This is a genomic window from Pelagibacterium sp. (genome assembly GCF_035555455.1).
Lineage (GTDB): Bacteria > Pseudomonadota > Alphaproteobacteria > Rhizobiales > Devosiaceae > Pelagibacterium.
On sequence record NZ_DATMGM010000045.1, the window covers coordinates 1 to 19,620 of the forward strand.

The following is a 19,620-nucleotide window of genomic DNA, read 5'->3' on the forward strand; positions in this document are numbered from 1 at the left end:
AGATGCGGGACCTGCTCGGGTTGAGCGGAGCGACCGCCACCCCGACGGAGATCATGTCGGCCATCCTGTGCGCGCCGGTCGACCTTTTGTGGTTCGGCGGCATCGGCACCTATATCCGCGCCTCCAATGAAGCCGACGCCAGCGTGGGCGACCGGGCCAATGATCCGATCCGCGTAGCCGGACGCAATGTGCGCGCCCGGGTGGTGGGCGAAGGCGCCAATCTGGGCGTTACCCAGCTGGGGCGGATCGAATATGCCCTCAATGGCGGACGCATCAACTCCGACGCCATCGACAACTCCTCGGGCGTCAACTCGTCCGACCTTGAGGTCAACATCAAGATCGCCATTTCCGACATGTCGCGTTCGGGCGAGCTTGGGGCCGAAGCCCGCGCGCAGTTCCTTGCCGACATGACCGATGACGTGGCGGCCCTGTGTCTGCGCAACAACTACCTGCAATCACTGGCGCTATCGCTGGCCCAGCGGCGGGGCATGGGCGATTTCTCCGACCTCGTCGATCTGATGGAAGGACTTGAAGCCATCGGGGAGCTGGATCGGGCCGTCGAATATCTGCCCGATGACGAGCAATTGGCGGCCCGCGCCGCAGCGGGCACAGCCTTCACCCGGCCGGAACTGGCCGTGCTGATGGCTTATGCCAAGCTGGACCTGCATGCCCAGCTGCTCGATTCGCCCGTGCTCGACGATCCGTATCTGGCCCGGGAGCTGTATCGCTACTTCCCCACGGAGTTGCAGGAGCGGTTCCCGCAAACCATCGACAGCCACCGCCTGCGGCGCGATGTGATCGGCACGGTGCTTTCCAACGCCATGATCAATCGCGGCGGCCCGGCCTTTGTCACCCGCCTGACGGCAATGACCGCCGCCGACGCCGGAACGATTGCCCTGGCCTATGCCGCGGCGCGCGACAGCTTTGACATCCAGGCGCTCAACGGCGCAGTCGATGCACTCGACACCATCGTTTCGGGCGACAGCCAGCTGGCGCTTTATGCCCAGATCCAGACCCTGCAGGTGGGCGGTGTGTTGTGGTTCCTGCGCAATGGTGATTTTTCCGGCGGGCTGTCCGCCCAGATCGATCGCTATCGTGACGGGATCGCCACCATTCGCGCCGCGCTCCCCGATCTGGTTTCTCCGTTCTATGCCCAATCGATGGCCGACCAGCAGGCCGCGTTCGAGGCCGGTGGCACCCCCCCCGACCAGGCCCGCCAGATCGCGGCGCTGCCGGCGCTGGCGCTGGCACCCGACGCGGTGCTGGTGGCCCACAAGAGCGGTGCCGACGTGCTCGATGCCGCGCGGGCGATGTTCGCGGTGATCGAGAGGTTCGGGCTTGGGCGGCTGACCGAGCACGGCGCCGATATCGAAGCGGCGGACCGGTTCGACCGCATGGCGATCGACCGGGCGCTGGCCAACCTCAACCGCGCCTTGCGCGATCTGGCTGGCGATATCATCGCGTCCGGGACCGGGTCGGTCGATGACCGTATCGTCGCGTGGAACGCCGCGCGCCAGACCGCGATCACCCGGCTGGCCGATACGCTCAAAGACCTGATCGACGGCGAACTGACCATTTCCCGGCTCTCTGTCGCCGCTGGTCTGCTGAGCGATCTGGCCAGCAGCTGACGCTGGCCTCATCCTTGTCCGGCGCCGCCGCCCACAGTGTCGCGGCGCCGTTTATGTCTTGCAATTGCCTGCTTCGGTGGGCACATAGCGCCCGACCCCTACTTTCAATTTCAGGATCGAACGGCATATGAATATCGACGCCATACCGGTGGGCAAGAACCCGCCCGAAGACCTCAACGTGATCATCGAGGTGCCGCTGGGGGGCGAGCCGATCAAATACGAGATTGACGAAGCATCCGGCGCGCTGTTTGTCGACCGCTTCCTCTATACGCCCATGCGCTATCCGGGAAATTACGGGTTTGTGCCGCACACCCTGTGCGGCGATGGCGATCCGCTCGACGTGATCGTGATGAATTCGCGCCCGCTGGTCCCCGGTGCCGTGGTGCGCTCACGTCCCGTGGGCGTGCTGTTTATGGAAGACGATGGCGGACAGGACGAAAAAATCCTTGCCGTGCCGGTCTCCAAGCTGACCTCGATGTATGACGGCATCCGTGACATCACCGATCTGCCGGAAATCCAGGTCGAGCGCGTCAAGCACTTTTTCATGCACTACAAGGACCTTGAGCCCAACAAATGGGCCAAGATCGACCGCATTGGCAATGTCGAAGATGCCCGCAAGGTGATCCTCGACGCCATCGCGATGGCCAACAAGGGCTGAGCACCACCGCCCGCTCTTTTCCCCTCTCCCCTGCCGGGAGAGGGGAAAGAAAGGGGCGGACCGTCCAGTCAACCTTTGTGTGAACCCCGCCACCCTTGACCTTGACCCGCCAGCGCGCGTAAATAGTGATAGACCGTACCCACCGGTACGGCTTGTTCCCTCACCGAGCCGGAAACGACCGATCCATGACCGCCAAGACCCTCTACGACAAGATTTGGGACGACCACGTGGTAGCCTATAATGAGGATGGCACCGCCATTCTCTATATCGACCGCCACCTCGTCCACGAAGTCACCAGCCCGCAGGCGTTCGAGGGTCTTCGTCTTGCCGGCCGCACGGTGCGCGCGCCGGAGCGGACGCTGGCCGTGGTCGACCACAACGTTCCGACCACCGACCGCACCCACGGCATCGACGATCCGGAATCCAAGATTCAGGTCGATACCCTGGCCCAGAACGCCGTCGATTTCGGTGTCGAATATTATAACGAACTCGATATCCGTCAGGGCATCGTCCACATCGTCGGCCCCGAGCAGGGCTTCACCCTGCCCGGCATGACCATTGTGTGCGGCGACAGCCACACCTCGACCCATGGCGCGTTCGGGGCCCTGGCGCATGGCATCGGCACCTCGGAGGTCGAGCACGTTCTGGCCACCCAGACGCTGATCCAGCAAAAGGCCAAGAACATGCGCGTCACCGTCAACGGCTCGCTGCCGGACGGGGTCACCGCCAAGGATATCATCCTTGCCATCATCGGCGAGATCGGCACCGCCGGCGGCAATGGGCACGTCATCGAATTTGCCGGACAGGCCATTCGCGAACTGTCGATGGAAGGCCGGATGACGATCTGCAACATGACCATCGAGGGTGGCGCGAGAGCGGGCCTGATCGCCCCCGACGAAAAGACCTTTGCCTATGTCAAGGACCGTCCGCGCGCGCCGAAAGGCGCGGCCTATGACATGGCGCTCGACTACTGGAAGACCCTTTATACCGACGAAGGCGCGGTGTTTGACAAGGAAGTGGTGCTCGACGCCGCCAATCTGCCGCCGATCGTCTCCTGGGGTTCGTCCCCCGAGGACGTGATCTCGGTGACCGGCACCGTGCCCGATCCCGACGCGATCGACGACGCCAACCGCCGCGCGTCGAAAAAGCGGGCGCTGGAGTATATGGGCCTCGTCCCCGGCACCAAAATCACCGATATCGCGCTCGACCGGGTGTTCCTGGGCTCGTGCACCAACGGTCGCATCGAGGACCTGCGCGCCGCCGCCGCCATCGTCAAGGGTAACAAGGTCCATGAGCGGATCAGCGCCATGGTCGTGCCAGGCTCCGGGCTGGTCAAGGCCCAGGCGGAAGCCGAAGGGCTCGACAAGATCTTTATCGATGCGGGCTTTGAATGGCGCGAGCCGGGCTGCTCGATGTGCCTGGCCATGAACGCCGACAAGCTGGCCCCGGGCGAGCGGTGCGCCTCGACCTCGAACCGCAACTTCGAAGGCCGCCAGGGCTTTAAGGGCCGCACCCATCTGGTCTCGCCCATCATGGCTGCCGCCGCCGCCATCCGTGGTCATTTCGTGGATATCCGCGAGTGGCCGCGAGGCCAATGACCGGCGATACCACCGGAAACGCGCAACTGTGGGGGCCGCTCGCGGCCCCTTCCCTCGACGATCTTGAAGCCCTCGCCATCGAGGCCCTGAACGCGCTGCCCGAACCGTTCCGCTCGCTGGCGCGCGAGGTCGAATGCCGGATCGCCGAATTCCCTGCCGACGATGTTGTCGCCGACATGGAACTGGAAAGCCCGTTCGAGCTGATGGGGCTGTTCGAAGGGATCGGGCTGACCGATGACGGGATCACCCCGTTCACCGGCCAGATGCCCAACCGGGTCTGGCTCTATCGCCGCCCCATCCTTGATTACTGGGCCGAGCACACCGACACGCTGGGCGCCATCATCACCCACGTCCTCGTCCATGAAATCGGGCACCATTTCGGGCTGTCCGACGACGACATGTACGCGATCGACGACGGGACACGTTAGCCGCCCTCGCCCGCCTCGCCCCGGCTCATGAAGCGATAATTGGGGTAGAGATCGCCCTCCAGATCGTCATCGACCACCAGCACCAGATCCTGCACCTTGAGCGCCGTGTACCAGGCGTCCCAATCGACCAGATCATAATGGGGCCCCGGACGGTCGGGCCCTTCATTGGTGTCCGCGTTGAGCATGTGCTGATCGAAGGTCAGCCCCAAAAGATGCTGATCCTTGCCGCCGACATCGGGCATGTCCGCCATGATCGGGTTGCCCCCGCGCGCTTCGGTCCATTGCCGGATATCGGCCAGATCGGTGAGCACTTGCGCCATTGCCGTTTCTCCTCGTTGCTGGGTTTTGAGGATCAACGGTACTGGAGCAGAACGGTTGCCACAAACCCGCTTGCGTAAGCCGCCATATGGGATTACCGAAGGAAACCGCCAAAAAGTGGTCGCAACCAGCTTCGGTTCACGATCACAGGGCGGCCCCCTTGGGTGGATGTATTGCAATGAGCGGCGCAGTCCTCATTTCCTGGATCATTGTCGCCTTGTGCCTGCTGCAGTCGGCAGTTTTCCTCGCTGTCGCCCGGTTCGACAGCCTCAACCGCGCAGCCTTGTGGTTTTCCGGAGCGTTCCTTGCGGCGGCGCTCAGCTTTGGTGGAGAAATCGTTCTCTCCACCGGCTGGTGGCCGGGCCCGGTGCGCATGACCATCGCTATGGCCATGGTCGTGATGCTGGTGCTGCTGGCCTATGGCCTTGGCCGTCACTACCACGTGCCGCTTCCCGCCGGGGGCGGTTTCGCCATCATCGCCGCATCGGCGCTGCTGTACTGGCTGATCCTCGACCTGCCGCGCTCCGATTTTCTGCGCCAGATGCTCTATCAGCTGCCCTATGCGCTGCTGAGCCTGTTCGGCCTGTCGGTGATCGCCCGCGCCCGGGAAAAGGCGTGGTTCGACCGGGTCTTGCTGGTGCTGTTTGGCCTGCTGGCCGTCCATTTCGTCTTGAAACCCTTTTTGGCGCAATGGGTTGGAGGCGTGGGCACCTCGCCCGGCAGTTTCGCCCAGACCTCCTATGCGGGCCTTTCGACAGCGCTGGGCGCGGTGCTGTTGCTGGTGCTGGCCGCCTGCGGACTGGTGCTGGTGCTGGGCGACACCGCCAAACGCCTGATCCGCCGGGCTGAACGTGATGCGGAATCCGGGCTGCTCAACCGGGCCGGGTTCACCGCCCACGCCCGGCGTATGGTGGTGGCCCTGGCCGAAACGGAAAGGCCGGACCTGCCCGAGCGGGTCGACATGGCGCTGACGCTGATTGCGGTGGACCATCCGGTGATCCCAGCGGCCCCCGCACTTGCCGCCACAGACATCGCCGCGCGCATCATCGCATTGGCCCCGGCCGGGTCCCTGGTGGGACGCGTTGCCGATTACGATTTTGCCATTCTCGCGCCGCAAGCCAATCTGTTCGCCGCCCGCGATGTCGCCGAGGCGCTGCGCACGGCGCTCGCCACCGATTTTGCTGATATCGGCCGCCCGGTGGCGTTGAGCATCGGCATCACCGAGCGCGAACCCGGCGATGTCTATGCAGACCTGCTGGCGAGGGGATTGTGGGCGCTGGACGAAGCCCAGCGGGCCGGAGGCGATTGCCTGCGGCTGGCGGCGCGCTCGGAATTCGCCCTGCCCAATGAGAGGCCATGACCGTTCCGAAACCGGCGCCTATTCCTCTGGCTCAGTGGTCAGCATCAGCGGAAAGCCGAAATGCTGCGAGAGGGCTATGGCCTCTTCCGCCTTGGTCTCGGCGATTTCCTGGGTATAGACGGCGATCACCGCCGCGCCTTTCTGATGCGCCGTCATCATCACGGACTGCGCCTGCGGCTCGGACAGCCGGAACACCGACTGGAGGACTTTGACCACGAACTCGCGCGGCGTGTAATCATCGTTGAGCAGGATGACCTTGTGCAGCTTGGGGCGTTCGGTCTTCACCCGCGTCTCGGTGCGCTGCTTTGTCGAGATATCGCTCAAGGCTTTACCTCCATCAGCTGGTTGGCAGCCCGATGCCCACTATAGGGCACCGGGGCTGCCGACGGCAAATCAACTCGCCGATGCCTCCGCTGCGGCGGCCCGTGCCGCGCGCTTGCGGTCATGGGGATCGAGATGGATCTTGCGCAGCCGGATAGACGAGGGCGTAACCTCCACATATTCCTCATCGGTGATATAGGAGAGCGCCTGTTCGAGGCTGAGCTTTTTGGGCGGCGTCAGCCGGATCGCCTCATCCTTTGAGGTGGTGCGGATGTTGGACAATTGCTTGCCCTTGAGCACGTTGACCTCAAGATCATTCTCGCGATTGTGCTCGCCGATGATCATGCCCTCATAGACGTCGACGCCCGGATCGATCAGCATCGCGCCGCGATCTTCCAGATGGAACAGCGCATAGGCCACGGCCTGACCATCGCTGTTGGAGATCAGAACCCCGGTGCGGCGCAACGGCAGCGGGCCCTTATAGGGCACATAATCGTGGAACACGCGGTTGAAAATCGCCGTGCCGCGCGTGTCCGAGAGCAGTTCGCCCTGATAGCCGATCAGGCCACGCGTGGGCACATACAGCCGCAGCCGGGTGCGGCCCTGCCCCGAAGGACGCATTTCGACAAGTTCCCCGCGCCGCTCGGTGAGCTTTTGCACGACGACAGAAGAGAATTCATCATCGACGTCGATGATCACTTCTTCGACCGGCTCGAAACGCTGCCCTTCTTCTTCGCGCAGCAGCACCCGTGGACGGCCCAGGCACAATTCGAACCCTTCGCGGCGCATGGTCTCGATCAACACACCGAGCTGCAATTCGCCGCGACCGGCCACGTCAAAGGAATCGCCGTCTTCGCCCGGCGTCACGCGGATGGCGACGTTGCCCTCGGCTTCGCGCATCAGCCGCTCGCGGATCACCCGCGACTGGACCTTGTCGCCCTCGCGTCCGGCCAGAGGACCATCGTTGATACGGAAGGTCACCGACAGGGTGGGGGGATCGATGGGCTTGGCTTCGAGCGCCTCGGTCACCGCCGGCACCGCGATGGTGTTGGCGACGGTTGCGTCCTCAAGCCCGGCAAGGGCGACGATATCGCCGGCCACGCCCTCGTCAACCGGCTCACGCTCCAGGCCACGGAAGCCCAGAACCTTGGTGATCCGGCCTTTCTCAACCACCTTGCCGTCACGCGAAAGCGCATGCACCGCATCGCCGGGACGCACAGTACCCGAATGAATGCGGCCGGTCAGAATACGGCCCAGGAACGGATTGCGCTCGATGGTGGTGACCAGCATCCGGAACGGGCCTTCGGCCACCTCAGGTGCGTGGAAATGTTCCACGATCTTTTGCAGCAGCGGGTCGATCGAATCCCGGGGGCCGGTCGGATCGGCAGCCATCCAGCCCTGCTTGGCCGAGCCATAGAGCACGGGGAAGTCGAGCTGCTCGGGGGTCGCATCGAGGGAAACGAACAGGTCGAAAATCTCGTCGAGCACTTCATTGTGGCGCTCATCGGGCTTGTCGATCTTGTTGATCGCAACAATGGGGCGCAAGCCGATTTCGAGCGCCTTGGACAGCACGAACTTGGTTTGCGGCATCGGGCCTTCGGCGGCATCGACAAGGATCACCGCGCCATCGACCATCGACAGGATGCGCTCGACCTCACCGCCGAAATCGGCGTGACCCGGTGTATCGACGATGTTGATGCGATAGTCGTTCCAGGAAATCGAGGTCACCTTGGCCAGGATGGTGATGCCCCGTTCCTTTTCCAGATCCCCCGAATCCATGACCCGGTCATCGAGCCGCTGGTTTTCCCGGAACGTGCCCGACTGCTTGAGGAGGGTATCGACCATTGTGGTTTTGCCATGGTCGACGTGTGCAATGATCGCAATATTGCGCAAGCTCATAGGGGGAACAGCCATTTCGGGAGTTTCGTTGGCCCTCCCTTTACAGCACCAAAGGCCTGTAAACAAGCGCCCCTGCATCGGGGCGGCCATGTACCGCCCCCCGAGCGCGTGTCGGGAGGCGGCGTTTCGCATCAAATCGGTGTGAGCCTAGCTCCGGGCCAACCGGATCTTGCGGGCGCCATAGGTCTTGAGGCGCAAACCGTTGAGCTTGATGAAGCCTTCGGCGTCGTGGTGATCGTAAGAGCCGGTGCCTTCCTCGAAGGTCACCAGATCTTCCGAATAGAGCGAATAGGGCGAGGTGCGCGCCACCACATTGGCCGAGCCCTTATAGAGCTTGAGCGTCACTTCCCCGGCCACATATTCCTGGCTCTTGTCGATCAGCGCCTGCAGCATTTCGCGCTCGGGCGAGAACCAGAAGCCGTTATAGATCAGTTCCGCATAGCGCGGCATGATCTCGTCCTTGAGGTGCGCCGCGCCCCGATCGAGGGTGATCGACTCGATGCCGCGATGGGCGGCGAGCAGGATGGTGCCGCCCGGCGTCTCGTAAATGCCCCGGCTCTTCATGCCGACAAAGCGGTTTTCGACAAGATCGAGCCGGCCCACGCCATGCTTGCCGCCCAGCTCGTTGAGCCGGGTCAGAAGCGCCGCAGGCGAGAGCTTTTCGCCATTGACCGAGACCGGGTCGCCCTTTTCGAAGCCGATGGTGATGGTTTCGGGCTCATTGGGCGCATCCACCGGATCGACGGTGCGCTGATAGACATAGTCCGGGGCTTCCACCGCCGGGTCTTCGAGCACCTTCCCCTCCGACGAGGTGTGCAACAGGTTGGCGTCGACCGAGAACGGGGCCTCGCCGCGCTTGTCCTTGGGCACCGGGATCTGGTTTTTTTCGGCAAATTCGATCAGCGTGGTGCGGCTCTGCAAATCCCATTCGCGCCAGGGGGCGATGACCTTGATGCCGGGATTGAGCGCATAGGCCGACAACTCGAACCGCACCTGATCATTGCCCTTGCCGGTCGCCCCATGGGCGATGGCGTCGGCCCCGGTTTCCTCGGCGATCTCGACCAGCCGCTTAGAAATCAGCGGCCGGGCAATCGAGGTGCCCAGCAGGTACACCCCTTCATAGACCGCATTGGCGCGGAACATGGGAAAGACGTAGTCAGCAACGAACTCTTCGCGCAAATCCTCGATGCGGATGTCCTTGACGCCCATCATCTCGGCCTTCTGGCGGGCCGGTTCGAGCTCTTCGCCCTGCCCCAGATCGGCGGTGAAGGTCACCACTTCGCAATTATAGGCCTGCTTGAGCCATTTGAGGATGATGGAGGTATCGAGCCCGCCCGAATAGGCGAGGACCACTTTCTTGATGTCGTTGCTCATGACCGGCTTTGGGACCTGAAGTTGTGGGCTAAAAACTGGTCGCGACAGTAAGCAGATCGGTCCACTTTAGGCAACAGCCCATCATTTCGCGCTTGCCCGGCGCGGGCGGGAATGCCTAACTGATCGCCAGCCCGCAGTGATGAGCCCCCGCCATGATCGACATGATACCGAGCCTGACCGTGATCGCGACCTATGCCGTGGCGGCCATCGTTCTGGCCATCACCCCGGGGCCGGATATGGCCCTGTTTGTCTCGCGCACCATCAATTTCGGCACCACCCACGGTTTCATGACCGTCGTTGGTGCCCTGACCGGGGTGGCGGTTCATACCATGCTGGCGGCTTTTGGCATTTCGCTGCTGATCATTGCCGCACCCACCGCTTTTTTTGTGCTCAAGATCGTGGGGGCGGTTTACCTGCTCTGGATGGCGGTTACAGCGATCCGCTCCGGCACCGGGCTGGCCGTCACCCAGGCCGGTGGCCGCACGCCCACGCTGCGGGGCAGCTTTCTGGCCGGGCTGGGCATCAACCTCACCAACCCCAAGGTGGCGCTGTTTTTTGTGACCTTCCTGCCCCAGTTCGTCTCCGCCGACGATCCGGCGGCCAGCGCCAAGCTGGTGTTCCTGGGCCTCGAATTCCTCGTGCTCTCGCTGCCTGTCGTCATTGCCATCGTGCTGGGTGCACACTGGCTGACCGATACACTGCTGCGCTCGGAGCGGGCCCAGAAAATCCTCAACTGGAGCTTTGCCGCCGTATTTGCCGGTTTTGCAGTGACGATTCTCTTCGCCGAAACGCGGCGATAAAAATTCCCCGTGCATCTTGTCGCACGGCGATTTTGCCCCATATCGCACGCACAACTTAAAACCACGGGACCGCGACACATGACGTTTGGCGACTTTATCCGGGTGCTGTTTTCGATCCTGATTCCGCCGCTTGGGGTATTCTTTCGGGTCGGGTTCGGCCTGCAGTTCTGGCTCAATATCCTTCTGACCCTGTTCGGCTATGTGCCGGGCCTGATCCACGCCATCTGGATCATCGCCGCCTACCGGACGCGCGAAAACGCCGCGCTGTAACGCGCGCTACGGGATTTAAGGCTGGGGACGAGTTGCCCCCGGCCAATCACAGCATGAAGGCTTCGCGATCTTTCTTGCGCAGCCGCTCGCTTTCCGATTTCAGCTGGCCACAGGCGGCAAAGATGTCGCGCCCGCGCGGGGTGCGGACCGGGCTGGCATAGCCGGCGCGGTTGACGATGTCGGCAAACGCTTCGATCCGGTCCCAGTCCGAGCAGACATAATTGCTGCCGGGCCAGGGATTGAATGGGATCAAATTGATCTTGGCGGGGATTTTGGCGAGCAGCCGCACCAGTTCGCGCGCATCGGCATCCGAATCATTGATATCCTTGAGCATCACATATTCGAACGTGATGCGGCGGGCGTTGGAGACGCCCGGATAGGTGCGGCACACGTCGAGCAATTGCTCGATAGGCCACTTCTTGTTGATCGGCACCAGCACGTCGCGCAGATCATCGCGCACCGCATGCAGCGAAATGGCCAGCATGACGCCGATCTCGCGCCCGGTCGGCTCGATCTGGGGCACCACCCCCGAGGTCGAGAGCGTGATCCGGCGTTTGGACAGCGACAGGCCCTCGCCATCCGAAGCGATCAGCAGCGCCTTTTTCACGTTATCGTAATTGTAGAGCGGTTCGCCCATGCCCATCATGACGATGTTGGTGATGGCCCGCGTGTCCCCCGAGGGCACGAGGCCATCGGTGGGGCGCACCCCGCCGGGAAAATCCCCCAGCCGTTCGCGCGCCATCATCACCTGCGCCAGAACTTCGCCCGCCGTGAGATTGCGCACCAGTTTCTGGGTGCCGGTATGGCAGAACGAACAGGTCAGCGTGCAGCCCACCTGCGAGGATACGCACAGCGTCCCCCGGTCCGATTCCGGGATATAGACGGTCTCGACCTCAACCGGCGGCATGTTGGGATGGACGGGGTCGCGAAAGCGGAACAGCCATTTGCGCGTGCCATCGACCGACACCTGCTCGGAGACGATTTCTGGACGGTTGATAGTGAACGCCTGCTCCAGATCGGCGCGCAAGCCCTTGGCGATATTGGTCATCGCCGAGAAATCGCGCACCCCGTTGACATAGATCCAGTTCCACAACTGGCTGGCCCGCATCCGGGCGTCGCGCTCAGACAGGCCCAGCTGACCCAGATGCCCGGCCAGCTCGCGCTTGTCGAGCCCAACCAGATCGAGCGGGCCCGACGGTGTGGGCCGCGGCGCGGTGGCGTGATCGATGTTCAGCGCAAGGCTCATGGCCAGGACGTCCATTATTGTGGGTATAGCGGGAAATATAAGCAGGCGGCACCAAGAATGCGAGCCGTTCTTGCGCGCCAGCTACTAGCACAAGCCCAATGCCGACGCAAAAGCGCAATCCGTCGCGCCCCTTATCCCGCTAGCAGGCGGCGTCGATGGCCCGGGTTGCTGCCGTTGCGCCCGAGAGCGAAAAACTCTGCCGCACGGTCTGGCCCGAAAGGGCGGTGCCCGAGACGCTCATCGTCGAGCCCGCCCGGATCGCGGCGACGGCAGATGCCGTCTGGCTGGGATCAGCGAGCCAAGCGCTGTCACCCTCGGTGAAAAGATCAAAACTCTGGCTGCCGACCGACAGCGTTGCGACGCTCTCGGGCGCAAATTCATACCCGGCGACCAGATTGATTTCGGAGCGGATGTTCTGGGCCGGGCGGTGAGTAATGTAGAAATAGCCTTGAGTGAACCCGGCGGGAACCGGCTCGGTGGCGCTGGGCCGGGATAAAACAAAACAAATCTGTCCCGCGCTTTCGCTAGTCGCATAAGCAGACCACGCGTTGTGCTCACCCAGCACCCGCACCGATTGCGCAAAAGCCGGCGTGGCCGCGACCGTCAAAGCGAGGGCAAACAAGGCCGGGGACAATATTTTGCGCGTTATCATGATCCGTTCCTGAATTTTCGGTCAGAACGGCAAAAGGCCGGGTAGCCCCGACCTTTGCCTGTCCGCCATCCGGGAGACATGCCTTATTGCGGGCATTCCTGATTGGCTTTGTTGAGCGCGGCGGTGACGCCCCGCAGCGAATAGGTATCAACGGTGTTGGTGCCGCGCTGGGACGTTGCCCGGACCACCATCGCCGACCCGGCCCGCATGGCGCCGACAAAGCCGGGCTCATCCTCGATAGAGGCCAGCCAGGCCGATTCACCCTGGGTGACCATCGGATAGGAGCGCCCATCAACCGAAACACTGGCCTTGGGATCGGTTTCATGGATGGGGTAGCCCACGATCGTCGCCACCTCATTACGGTTGGTGGGCCTTATGGTGACGATGAAATGGATCGCGCCGCGGTTGACGTTGGTCGGCTCCATCGTCTGGGGCGTGGAGGACACGTAGCAGATCTTGCCGCCCCCGTCGGTATCGGTCCAGGCTGTCCAGAAATCGAACGTTCCCAGATTTGTGGCAGCGAAAGCCGCCGGGCTGGCACAAAGCACGACCGCACCACTGACCAGACTGGCAAGCGTACGACGGATATGGCTGCGAAACGGTGACGTCATCGCCAAACCCTTCCCCTTATTCTTAAACTGCACTCGAGTGCCGCCGACTCTGCACCCTTATGGTTACCAAGGAGCAAATACGCACGGCGATTTTTCCTGACAGGCGTCAAAATAGGGACGAATTGGGCCGGAATTGGGCCATCTGCCCTATCGGCCTGTCCACGGTGTTTTGCCCCATGCGGGCTGAACGCGCGCTGAACGGCAGGGCCAGCTCAGGGTTGGAAAACATAGTCCTCTTCCACCACATAGGGCCCGCCCCCGACCGATTCGCGGCTGGAAAACAGGACAAACCGATCGACGGTGAAGCTCAGGGGCATGAATTGGCCGGCATGGGCAATGTGTCGCGCCAGATCGGCGGCGTTCGTTTCGCGCAACCGGGCCAGCGTGACATGGGGCACGAATTTACGGCCCTCCGGTTCGAGGCCCAGCCGTTGCAGCAACCGCTCCTGGCTCGCTTGCAGCCGATCGAGCGGCTCGGACGGATCGAGCCCCGCATAGAGCGCCCGGGGTTTGTTGCCGCCAAAAACCCCCAGATGGGACAGCGTGAGCGGGAACGGCTCGATGCCGGTGAGCATATCGAGCCCCTCGGCCACTTCGTCGGCCACGCGGCCATCGATATCGCCCATATAGCGCAGGGTGATGTGATAATTTTCCGGGTCGATCCAGCGCGCTCCGGCGAGCCCGCCGCGCTTGAGAGACAGCGCAAACCCTATATCGGCGGGCAGGGAAAGACCGGTAAACAGCCTGGGCATGATCGAAACCTTTATCTCATCTGCCATCCGGTCAATCCGGATCAGCAGGAGCAAAGCCTATCAAAATTGCGTCAGAAAGCGACAATCGGCGGCCCGAAGTGCCCCGGTTTCGCTTGTAATTGCAAAGTCTCGTCTCCATATTGTGCCTTAACTGGCTGATGTCGTGGCACATTGATGCCTCACTGTCTGGCCGGAACTTTACATTTGCAACGAGGATGGAACACGAAATGGCACAATACGACCGTCAGACCGTCGCAGGTCGCGTAGGCACGGCCGCCGCCATCGATGAAGGTCTGCGCAGCCATATGCTGCGTGTTTATAATTACATGGGCATCGGCTTGGTGGTTACCGGGCTGGTGGCGTTCTTTGCCGCGCAGATGGCCGTGACCGGACAGGCAACCGGGGCAGCCGCCCAGCTGGCCGATGGCACCTATCTGACCCAGTGGGGTGTGCTGCTTTACACCAGCCCGCTGATGTGGGTGGTGGCGCTGTCGCCTCTGGCCTTCGTGCTGGTCTTGTCCTTCGGGATCAACAAGCTGTCCTTTTCAGCCGCGCAGATGACCTTCTGGGGCTTTGCCGCCGTGATGGGGCTATCCCTGTCGTCGATTTTCCTCGTCTATACCGGGGCATCGATCGCCAAGGTGTTCTTCATCACCGCCGCCATGTTCGGCTCGATGAGCCTTTATGGCTACACGACAAAGCGTGACCTGACCGGCATGGGATCGTTCCTGATGATGGGCCTGATCGGCCTGATCATCGCCATGGTGGTCAATATCTTCCTGGCCTCTTCGGCCCTCGACTTCGCCATCTCGGCGGTCGGCGTGCTGATCTTTGTCGGGCTGACCGCCTATGACACCCAGAAGATCAAGGAAGCCTATGCCGAGCATATCGGTGAAGAAGGCTTGGGCAAGATGGCCATCATGGGCGCTCTCTCGCTCTATCTGGACTTCATCAACCTGTTCATGATGCTGCTGCGCCTGTTCGGCAACCGCGAATAGCATTCAGCACATCAGACACACAAAAGGGCCGCAGGAACACCACCTGCGGCCCTTTTTGTTTGGCTGATGCCTGTCAATCAACCGTCCTCGGCAAGGACCGGATTGCGCAGCAGGCCGATCCTGTCGATCTCCACCTCGACGATATCGCCCGGCTTCATGTAGAGCCGCGGGCTGCGCTTGACACCCACCCCGCCCGGCGTGCCGGTGACGATGACATCGCCGGGCACGAGCGGCGTGAACGTCGAAATATAGGCGATCAGGTCGGCGATAGGGGTAATCATCTGGCCCAGCCGCGCCTCTTGCACCACGGTGCCGTTAAAGCGCGTTCTCAGAACCAGATCGTCGAGCGGCCCGGCTTCATCCGGGGTGACAAGGGCAGGGCCGAACCCGCCGGTCGCTGAAAAATTCTTACCCGGGGTGAACTGGCTGGTGTGCATCTGCCAGTCGCGCACCGACCCGTCATTGAACGGGGCGTAGCCCGCGACATGGGACAGAGCGTCGTCGGCCGCGATATGGCGCCCCGGGCTGCCCACGATCACCGCAAGCTCGCCCTCATAATCGAATTTTTCCGAAGCGGCGGGCTTCACCAGGGGCGCGTCATGACCGGTGAGGGTCGAGGCAAACCGGGTGAACAAAGTGGGGCGCTCGGTGGGCGCAAAGCCGGTTTCCTCGACATGGTCGTGATAATTGAGCCCCACGCAAATGATCCTTTCGGGATCGGGGATCACCGGCAGCAGGGTCACGGCGTCCAACGCGAAATCGGGCGCGACGCGGTCAACGAGCGCGTGGGCGGTATCGAGCGCATTCGCCGTCAATAGCGCCTTGAGCGAGCCAAACCCCGTGCGCCGTCCCAGATCGACAATGCCATCCGCCGTCAGCGCCCCGAACGATTGCCCCGCCGCTGTCCGGAAGGAAACCAGCTTCATGCCTTACCCCATTTTTTGATTGGTTGTGCCCCGACGCCTAGCGCCCCTGTTTTAATTCCATCAAAATAGGGGCTCTAAGTCTTTGATATAACGCGTTTCCGAACTCCAAAAGTGGTGTCCACTTTTGCAGGAAACGCTCTAGCGCACCAGGTAGAGCTGCGAATCGAAAACCCGCAGGACGGCGGCCAGATCATGTCCACGCCGGAGCACCCGGCCATCGGTCCCCAATACCCGGTATTGCCCTTGCCGGCGGGCCAGTTGCGGATCTTTTTCGACGATGAACAGCGGGCGTTCCGAGGTGTGCCGATAGATCGAGAACATCGCCAGATCGCGTCCGAAATCGAGGGCATAGTCGCGCCACTCGCCCGCCGCGACCTTGCGGCCATAGACGTTGAGGATCAGCGAAAGCTCCTTGCGATCGAAACTGACGACGGGAGCGGGACGGCTTTGGGACGGCGCAGCCGACAGGCTGCTCATGCCGGTCTTGCGGTTGTCGTAGCGCTTATCCAAACCCGGCCTGCCCTTTGCTGACGTGATCGGCTGGGTGATGATCGCCCCGTTCGGATCGGCTGGCAAGAGATTTGGCGCGGGCGGCTTGGGCTTAAACTTTCCCCCAATTGACCGGATTTACGACACAATCCGTCCCTTCTCATGCCCCATTGGGCGAATAGCGTACGTCTATTGCCTCCAGTAGCCGGCCTGTCGGATCCACCGAGCCCCCAAACCTTGGATCCGGCAGGTCGGCGCCCTTTCCCCAAAAATTCCCGCTTTCCAACCGCTTTATCGTCGGCTAACGCGAAAAGGCGGACGCCCCGAGGATGCGGCCCGGCCATTGGCCGTTCCTTTCCTGCACGATCACCGCCGCGCCGTCGGCATTGGTGCCCAGAACCTCATCGAGCGGAATGGCAATGTCGGCGCCACGCGCCGGATCCCACATGCCGATAGCCTGCCGTCCGGTGACGATATGGGTATAGGTGAGGCTCTGGCCGGAGTTTTCACCCCGCTCGATCACCACATCCGCCGCGTCGCGATAGGTGACCAGCCAGACAATGGCTGGCGGCAGATCGGCATCGGCCGGTGCGTTCAGGACCACCGCATCCAAACCATCGGCGCGCAGGCTCACCGGCAAAGGCATGCTGGCAGCGCCAACGGCGCGCTCGGCCTCTGCTCTGTCGGAGCCCACCACGGCGATTTGGCCATTCACCACCAGTTGCGGGGTATAGATGCGTGCCTTGCCCCAGCTTTGGGCATAGGCCTTTTGCAGCTCGGTATTTTCGGCGAGCGCGAAGGTGTCGCTCCAGCCGATATAATCCCAGTAATCAATGTGATAGCCTAGCGCGACCACATCCTCGCGTGCGGCAAATTCGGCCAGCAGCCGGTCGGCATCCGGGCAGCGCGAACAGCCCTGACTGGTGAACAGCTCCAGGACAGTCTCGGCCTGGGAGCGAATCTCGATGGCGCCGACGGGAGCGGCGGGGGCCATTGATGCCAGGAGAACGGCGCAAAAGGGGACGGAACGGGCGAACATGGTCCAAATGTGTAGGCGCTGGCGCCCCGGCCCGCCAGTCAATTGATGGTGAAATCCACCGCTGCGCTGGCCCGGCCCATGTCTTCGATCTCCGCCAGCGCGTTTTCAAGCGCCGACCAATCGTCGTGCTCGGCAATCGCGGCCCAGATCGCCTCGACCTCCTCGATCAGCATGGTCCTTGGGCGATCGCCTTGGAAATAGGCGTGATCGAGATTGGCCTCGGGGGCGGCATCATACGCTTCAAGCACGCGCCTGAAGGCCTCAAAGCTCTCGCCGGTATAGAGGGATGCCTGCGGCCCGGCCAGGGCCCGCTCTAGCGAGACGAGGCCGCCGCGCCAGTCAAAAAACATCTGCTCATAGGCGGGCCGCTGAGCCGCCATGAACGCAAATACCGCTCCGCTCAGCCCCATATCCGCCGTTTCCCCTTGTGGCACCAGTCCAAGCCGACGGACAACAACCGCGCCAAGCTGGGCCTGAAAGGCTGGCCAGAAGCGATTAAGCTCGGGTTCGAGCCTGTCGACGCTGGACAGCGGCAGGAGGCATTCCGCCAGCCGCGTCAGGTTCCAGGCCATGGCGTCGGGCTGCCGTCCGAAGGCATAGAGCCCGGTGGTGTCGAAATAGGCGGCGGTGAACCGCGGATCGTAGCGGGGCAGGAACCGCCACGGGCCGTAATCGAAACTCTCTCCGGTGATGTTGGTGTTATCGGTATTAAGAACACCATGCACGAACCCGGCCCCGGTCCATTGCGCCGTGACCCGCGCCACCGCCTCGGCCATCGCTCCGAGCAGCGCCGGAACCCGATCATCGGTCGGCAGATCGGTCAGCGCCGGGTAATAATGGGTGATCACATGCTCGACCAGACGGGCCAGACCGGCATGATCGCCCAGATGGGCGAGGCGCTGGAAGGTTCCGATGCGGATATGGGAATGGGAAAGCCGCACCAGAACCGAGGAGCGGGCCGGAGATGGCTCATCGGATCGATAGAGATCCTCGCCGGTTTCAATCAGCGAGAAGCTTTTCGAAGTTTCGACCCCCAAAGCTTCGAGCATCGCCGTGGCGAGAATTTCACGCACCCCGCCCTTGAGCGTCAGCCGCCCATCGCCGCCGCGCGACCAGGGCGTGGTTCCCGACCCCTTGGTGCCGAAATCGAGCAACCGACCATCAACGCGATCATACCCTTGCGCAAACAGGAACCCGCGTCCGTCGCCTAGATCAGGATTGTAGCTCTGGAACTGATGGCCGTGATAGCGCAGCGCCAGCGGGGCCGGCAGACTGCCCGGCAAGGGCAAAAACCGCCCGAAATGGGCAATCCATTCCGCATCACCGAGCGTGGCGAGCCCCATGCGCTCCGCCCAGCGCTGATTGCGATAGCGCAGGATGGTCTTGGGAAAGCCGGCCGGGCTGACGGCATCGAAAAACGCCTCACCCAGATCTGCATGAACCGTTGCGCCTTTGAAACGGGAGGTCACCAGCCAGTTTCCTTCTGTGCCAACAGGCTTGCGCCCAAAAAACAAGGCCCGACAAACTGCCGGGCCTTGATCAAAACAATTCTTGAGAGCGACTTATTCGCCCTTGTTCTCGTCGGCAGGGGCCTCAGCGGTTTCAGCGGCTGCGGCCTCGGCTGCTGCGGCTTCCTCGGCGGCCTGCTTTTCAGCGGCCTCGCGGGCTGCGTTCTCAGCGGCCAATGCCTCTGCTGCTGCCACCTTTTCCGCTTCGCGGGCGGCGCGAGCATCGGCTGCGGCCTGACGCTCATCGGCCTCGATCCGCTTGGTGCGGGCGCTGGTCGATTCAAAAATACGGGCCGACTTGCCGCGACGGTCACGCAGATAGTACAGCTTGGCGCGCCGGACCTTACCGCGCTTGAGAACTTCAATGCGATCGATCATCGGCGAGTGGACCGGGAACACACGTTCCACGCCTTCACCGTAGGAAATCTTGCGGACGGTGAAGCTTTCCATCACGCCGCCACCGCTGCGAGCGATGACCACGCCCTCATAGGCCTGCAGGCGTTCTTTTTCGCCTTCGCGGATCTTCACCCACACCTTGACGGTATCGCCATGGGAAAACTCGGGGAGGGCGCGCTGGGCGACCAAAACTTCGAGCTGCTCTTTTTCGAGCTGCTGAATGATGTTCATCTATCTATCCGTTCTATCTTTTCGCTGGAGCCCTTTGAGGGCCCGGTCTTGTTTGGACGGCACGGGACAACTCCCGCTAAAGTCGAGCGCGCTATACACGCACAGCGCCCAAGAGTCC

Annotated in this window: 21 protein-coding genes; 8 read left to right on the top strand and 13 right to left on the bottom strand. The window is 62.5% G+C overall.

Annotated features, from left to right (window positions below):
* From VNS12_RS08620 to VNS12_RS08635, 4 genes are all read left to right on the top strand, one after another.
* Positions 1-1,628: NAD-glutamate dehydrogenase domain-containing protein (locus VNS12_RS08620; protein ID WP_325487417.1), on the top strand; the 1,628-nt coding region annotated here is incomplete at its 5' end.
* A 127-nt stretch (positions 1,629-1,755) separates the two neighbouring features.
* Entirely contained in the window at positions 1,756-2,286 is a 531-nt protein-coding gene (gene ppa, locus VNS12_RS08625) for an inorganic diphosphatase (RefSeq protein ID WP_325487418.1), read from the top strand.
* 185 nt (positions 2,287-2,471) lie between these two features.
* Positions 2,472-3,884, top strand: a complete 1,413-nt coding sequence (gene leuC, locus VNS12_RS08630; RefSeq protein ID WP_325487419.1) for a 3-isopropylmalate dehydratase large subunit — start codon at positions 2,472-2,474, stop codon at positions 3,882-3,884.
* The gene (locus VNS12_RS08635; protein WP_325487420.1) at positions 3,881-4,312 is read left to right on the top strand and encodes a metallopeptidase family protein; all 432 of its coding nucleotides are present in this window, start codon (positions 3,881-3,883) and stop codon (positions 4,310-4,312) included. The genes leuC and VNS12_RS08635 overlap by 4 nt, the downstream gene beginning before the upstream one ends.
* On the opposite strand, the gene VNS12_RS08640 is transcribed toward VNS12_RS08635, so the two are convergent.
* Positions 4,309-4,632: a hypothetical protein gene (locus tag VNS12_RS08640; protein WP_325487421.1), complete on the bottom strand. Its 324-nt coding sequence runs from the start codon at positions 4,630-4,632 to the stop codon at positions 4,309-4,311. The genes VNS12_RS08635 and VNS12_RS08640 overlap by 4 nt on opposite strands.
* A gap of 176 nt (positions 4,633-4,808) precedes the next feature.
* Between VNS12_RS08640 and VNS12_RS08645 the strand changes: the two genes are divergently transcribed.
* A complete protein-coding gene (locus VNS12_RS08645) occupies positions 4,809-5,990 on the top strand; it encodes a GGDEF domain-containing protein (RefSeq protein ID WP_325487422.1) in 1,182 nt (393 codons plus the stop codon).
* 18 nt (positions 5,991-6,008) lie between these two features.
* Here the strand turns inward: VNS12_RS08645 and VNS12_RS08650 are convergent, their stop codons facing one another.
* The 3 genes from VNS12_RS08650 to VNS12_RS08660 form a co-directional block, all read right to left on the bottom strand.
* Entirely contained in the window at positions 6,009-6,314 is a 306-nt protein-coding gene (locus VNS12_RS08650; RefSeq protein ID WP_325487423.1) for an ATP-dependent Clp protease adaptor ClpS, read from the bottom strand.
* 69 nt (positions 6,315-6,383) lie between these two features.
* A complete protein-coding gene (gene typA, locus VNS12_RS08655) occupies positions 6,384-8,210 on the bottom strand; it encodes a translational GTPase TypA (RefSeq protein WP_325487532.1) in 1,827 nt (608 codons plus the stop codon).
* Positions 8,211-8,357: 147 nt separating this feature from the next.
* Positions 8,358-9,584, bottom strand: coding sequence for an argininosuccinate synthase (locus VNS12_RS08660; protein ID WP_325487424.1), 1,227 nt, complete (start codon positions 9,582-9,584; stop codon positions 8,358-8,360).
* Positions 9,585-9,736: 152 nt separating this feature from the next.
* Here VNS12_RS08660 and VNS12_RS08665 point away from each other — a divergent pair, with 152 nt between their 5' ends.
* Complete coding sequence (locus VNS12_RS08665) at positions 9,737-10,384, top strand: LysE family translocator (RefSeq protein ID WP_325487425.1); 648 nt, start codon at positions 9,737-9,739, stop codon at positions 10,382-10,384.
* A 78-nt stretch (positions 10,385-10,462) separates the two neighbouring features.
* The gene (locus tag VNS12_RS08670) at positions 10,463-10,654 is read left to right on the top strand and encodes a YqaE/Pmp3 family membrane protein (protein ID WP_325487426.1); all 192 of its coding nucleotides are present in this window, start codon (positions 10,463-10,465) and stop codon (positions 10,652-10,654) included.
* A gap of 46 nt (positions 10,655-10,700) precedes the next feature.
* Here the strand turns inward: VNS12_RS08670 and rlmN are convergent, their stop codons facing one another.
* From rlmN to thpR, 4 genes are all read right to left on the bottom strand, one after another.
* Positions 10,701-11,900, bottom strand: a complete 1,200-nt coding sequence (rlmN, locus tag VNS12_RS08675) for a dual-specificity RNA methyltransferase RlmN (protein ID WP_325487427.1) — start codon at positions 11,898-11,900, stop codon at positions 10,701-10,703.
* 139 nt (positions 11,901-12,039) lie between these two features.
* Positions 12,040-12,552, bottom strand: a complete 513-nt coding sequence (locus VNS12_RS08680; RefSeq protein WP_325487428.1) for an invasion associated locus B family protein — start codon at positions 12,550-12,552, stop codon at positions 12,040-12,042.
* An 83-nt stretch (positions 12,553-12,635) separates the two neighbouring features.
* Entirely contained in the window at positions 12,636-13,163 is a 528-nt protein-coding gene (locus VNS12_RS08685; RefSeq protein WP_325487429.1) for an invasion associated locus B family protein, read from the bottom strand.
* A 212-nt stretch (positions 13,164-13,375) separates the two neighbouring features.
* Positions 13,376-13,915 (bottom strand): RNA 2',3'-cyclic phosphodiesterase, encoded by a 540-nt coding sequence (thpR, locus tag VNS12_RS08690; RefSeq protein ID WP_325487533.1) that lies wholly within the window; start codon positions 13,913-13,915, stop codon positions 13,376-13,378.
* A gap of 227 nt (positions 13,916-14,142) precedes the next feature.
* Here thpR and VNS12_RS08695 point away from each other — a divergent pair, with 227 nt between their 5' ends.
* Complete coding sequence (locus VNS12_RS08695) at positions 14,143-14,913, top strand: Bax inhibitor-1/YccA family protein (protein WP_325487430.1); 771 nt, start codon at positions 14,143-14,145, stop codon at positions 14,911-14,913.
* A 77-nt stretch (positions 14,914-14,990) separates the two neighbouring features.
* Here the strand turns inward: VNS12_RS08695 and VNS12_RS08700 are convergent, their stop codons facing one another.
* The 5 genes from VNS12_RS08700 to rplS form a co-directional block, all read right to left on the bottom strand.
* Positions 14,991-15,839, bottom strand: a complete 849-nt coding sequence (locus tag VNS12_RS08700) for a fumarylacetoacetate hydrolase family protein (RefSeq protein ID WP_325487431.1) — start codon at positions 15,837-15,839, stop codon at positions 14,991-14,993.
* A 138-nt stretch (positions 15,840-15,977) separates the two neighbouring features.
* Entirely contained in the window at positions 15,978-16,316 is a 339-nt protein-coding gene (locus tag VNS12_RS08705; RefSeq protein ID WP_325487534.1) for a DUF2794 domain-containing protein, read from the bottom strand.
* Between the two features lie 313 nt (positions 16,317-16,629).
* A complete protein-coding gene (locus tag VNS12_RS08710; RefSeq protein WP_325487432.1) occupies positions 16,630-17,322 on the bottom strand; it encodes a DUF1223 domain-containing protein in 693 nt (230 codons plus the stop codon).
* Positions 17,323-17,405: 83 nt separating this feature from the next.
* Complete coding sequence (locus VNS12_RS08715; protein WP_325487433.1) at positions 17,406-18,836, bottom strand: protein adenylyltransferase SelO; 1,431 nt, start codon at positions 18,834-18,836, stop codon at positions 17,406-17,408.
* Between the two features lie 93 nt (positions 18,837-18,929).
* On the bottom strand, positions 18,930-19,502 hold the full coding sequence (gene rplS, locus VNS12_RS08720; protein ID WP_325487434.1) for a 50S ribosomal protein L19: 573 nt from the start codon (positions 19,500-19,502) through the stop codon (positions 18,930-18,932).
* Positions 19,503-19,620 lie beyond the last annotated feature (118 nt).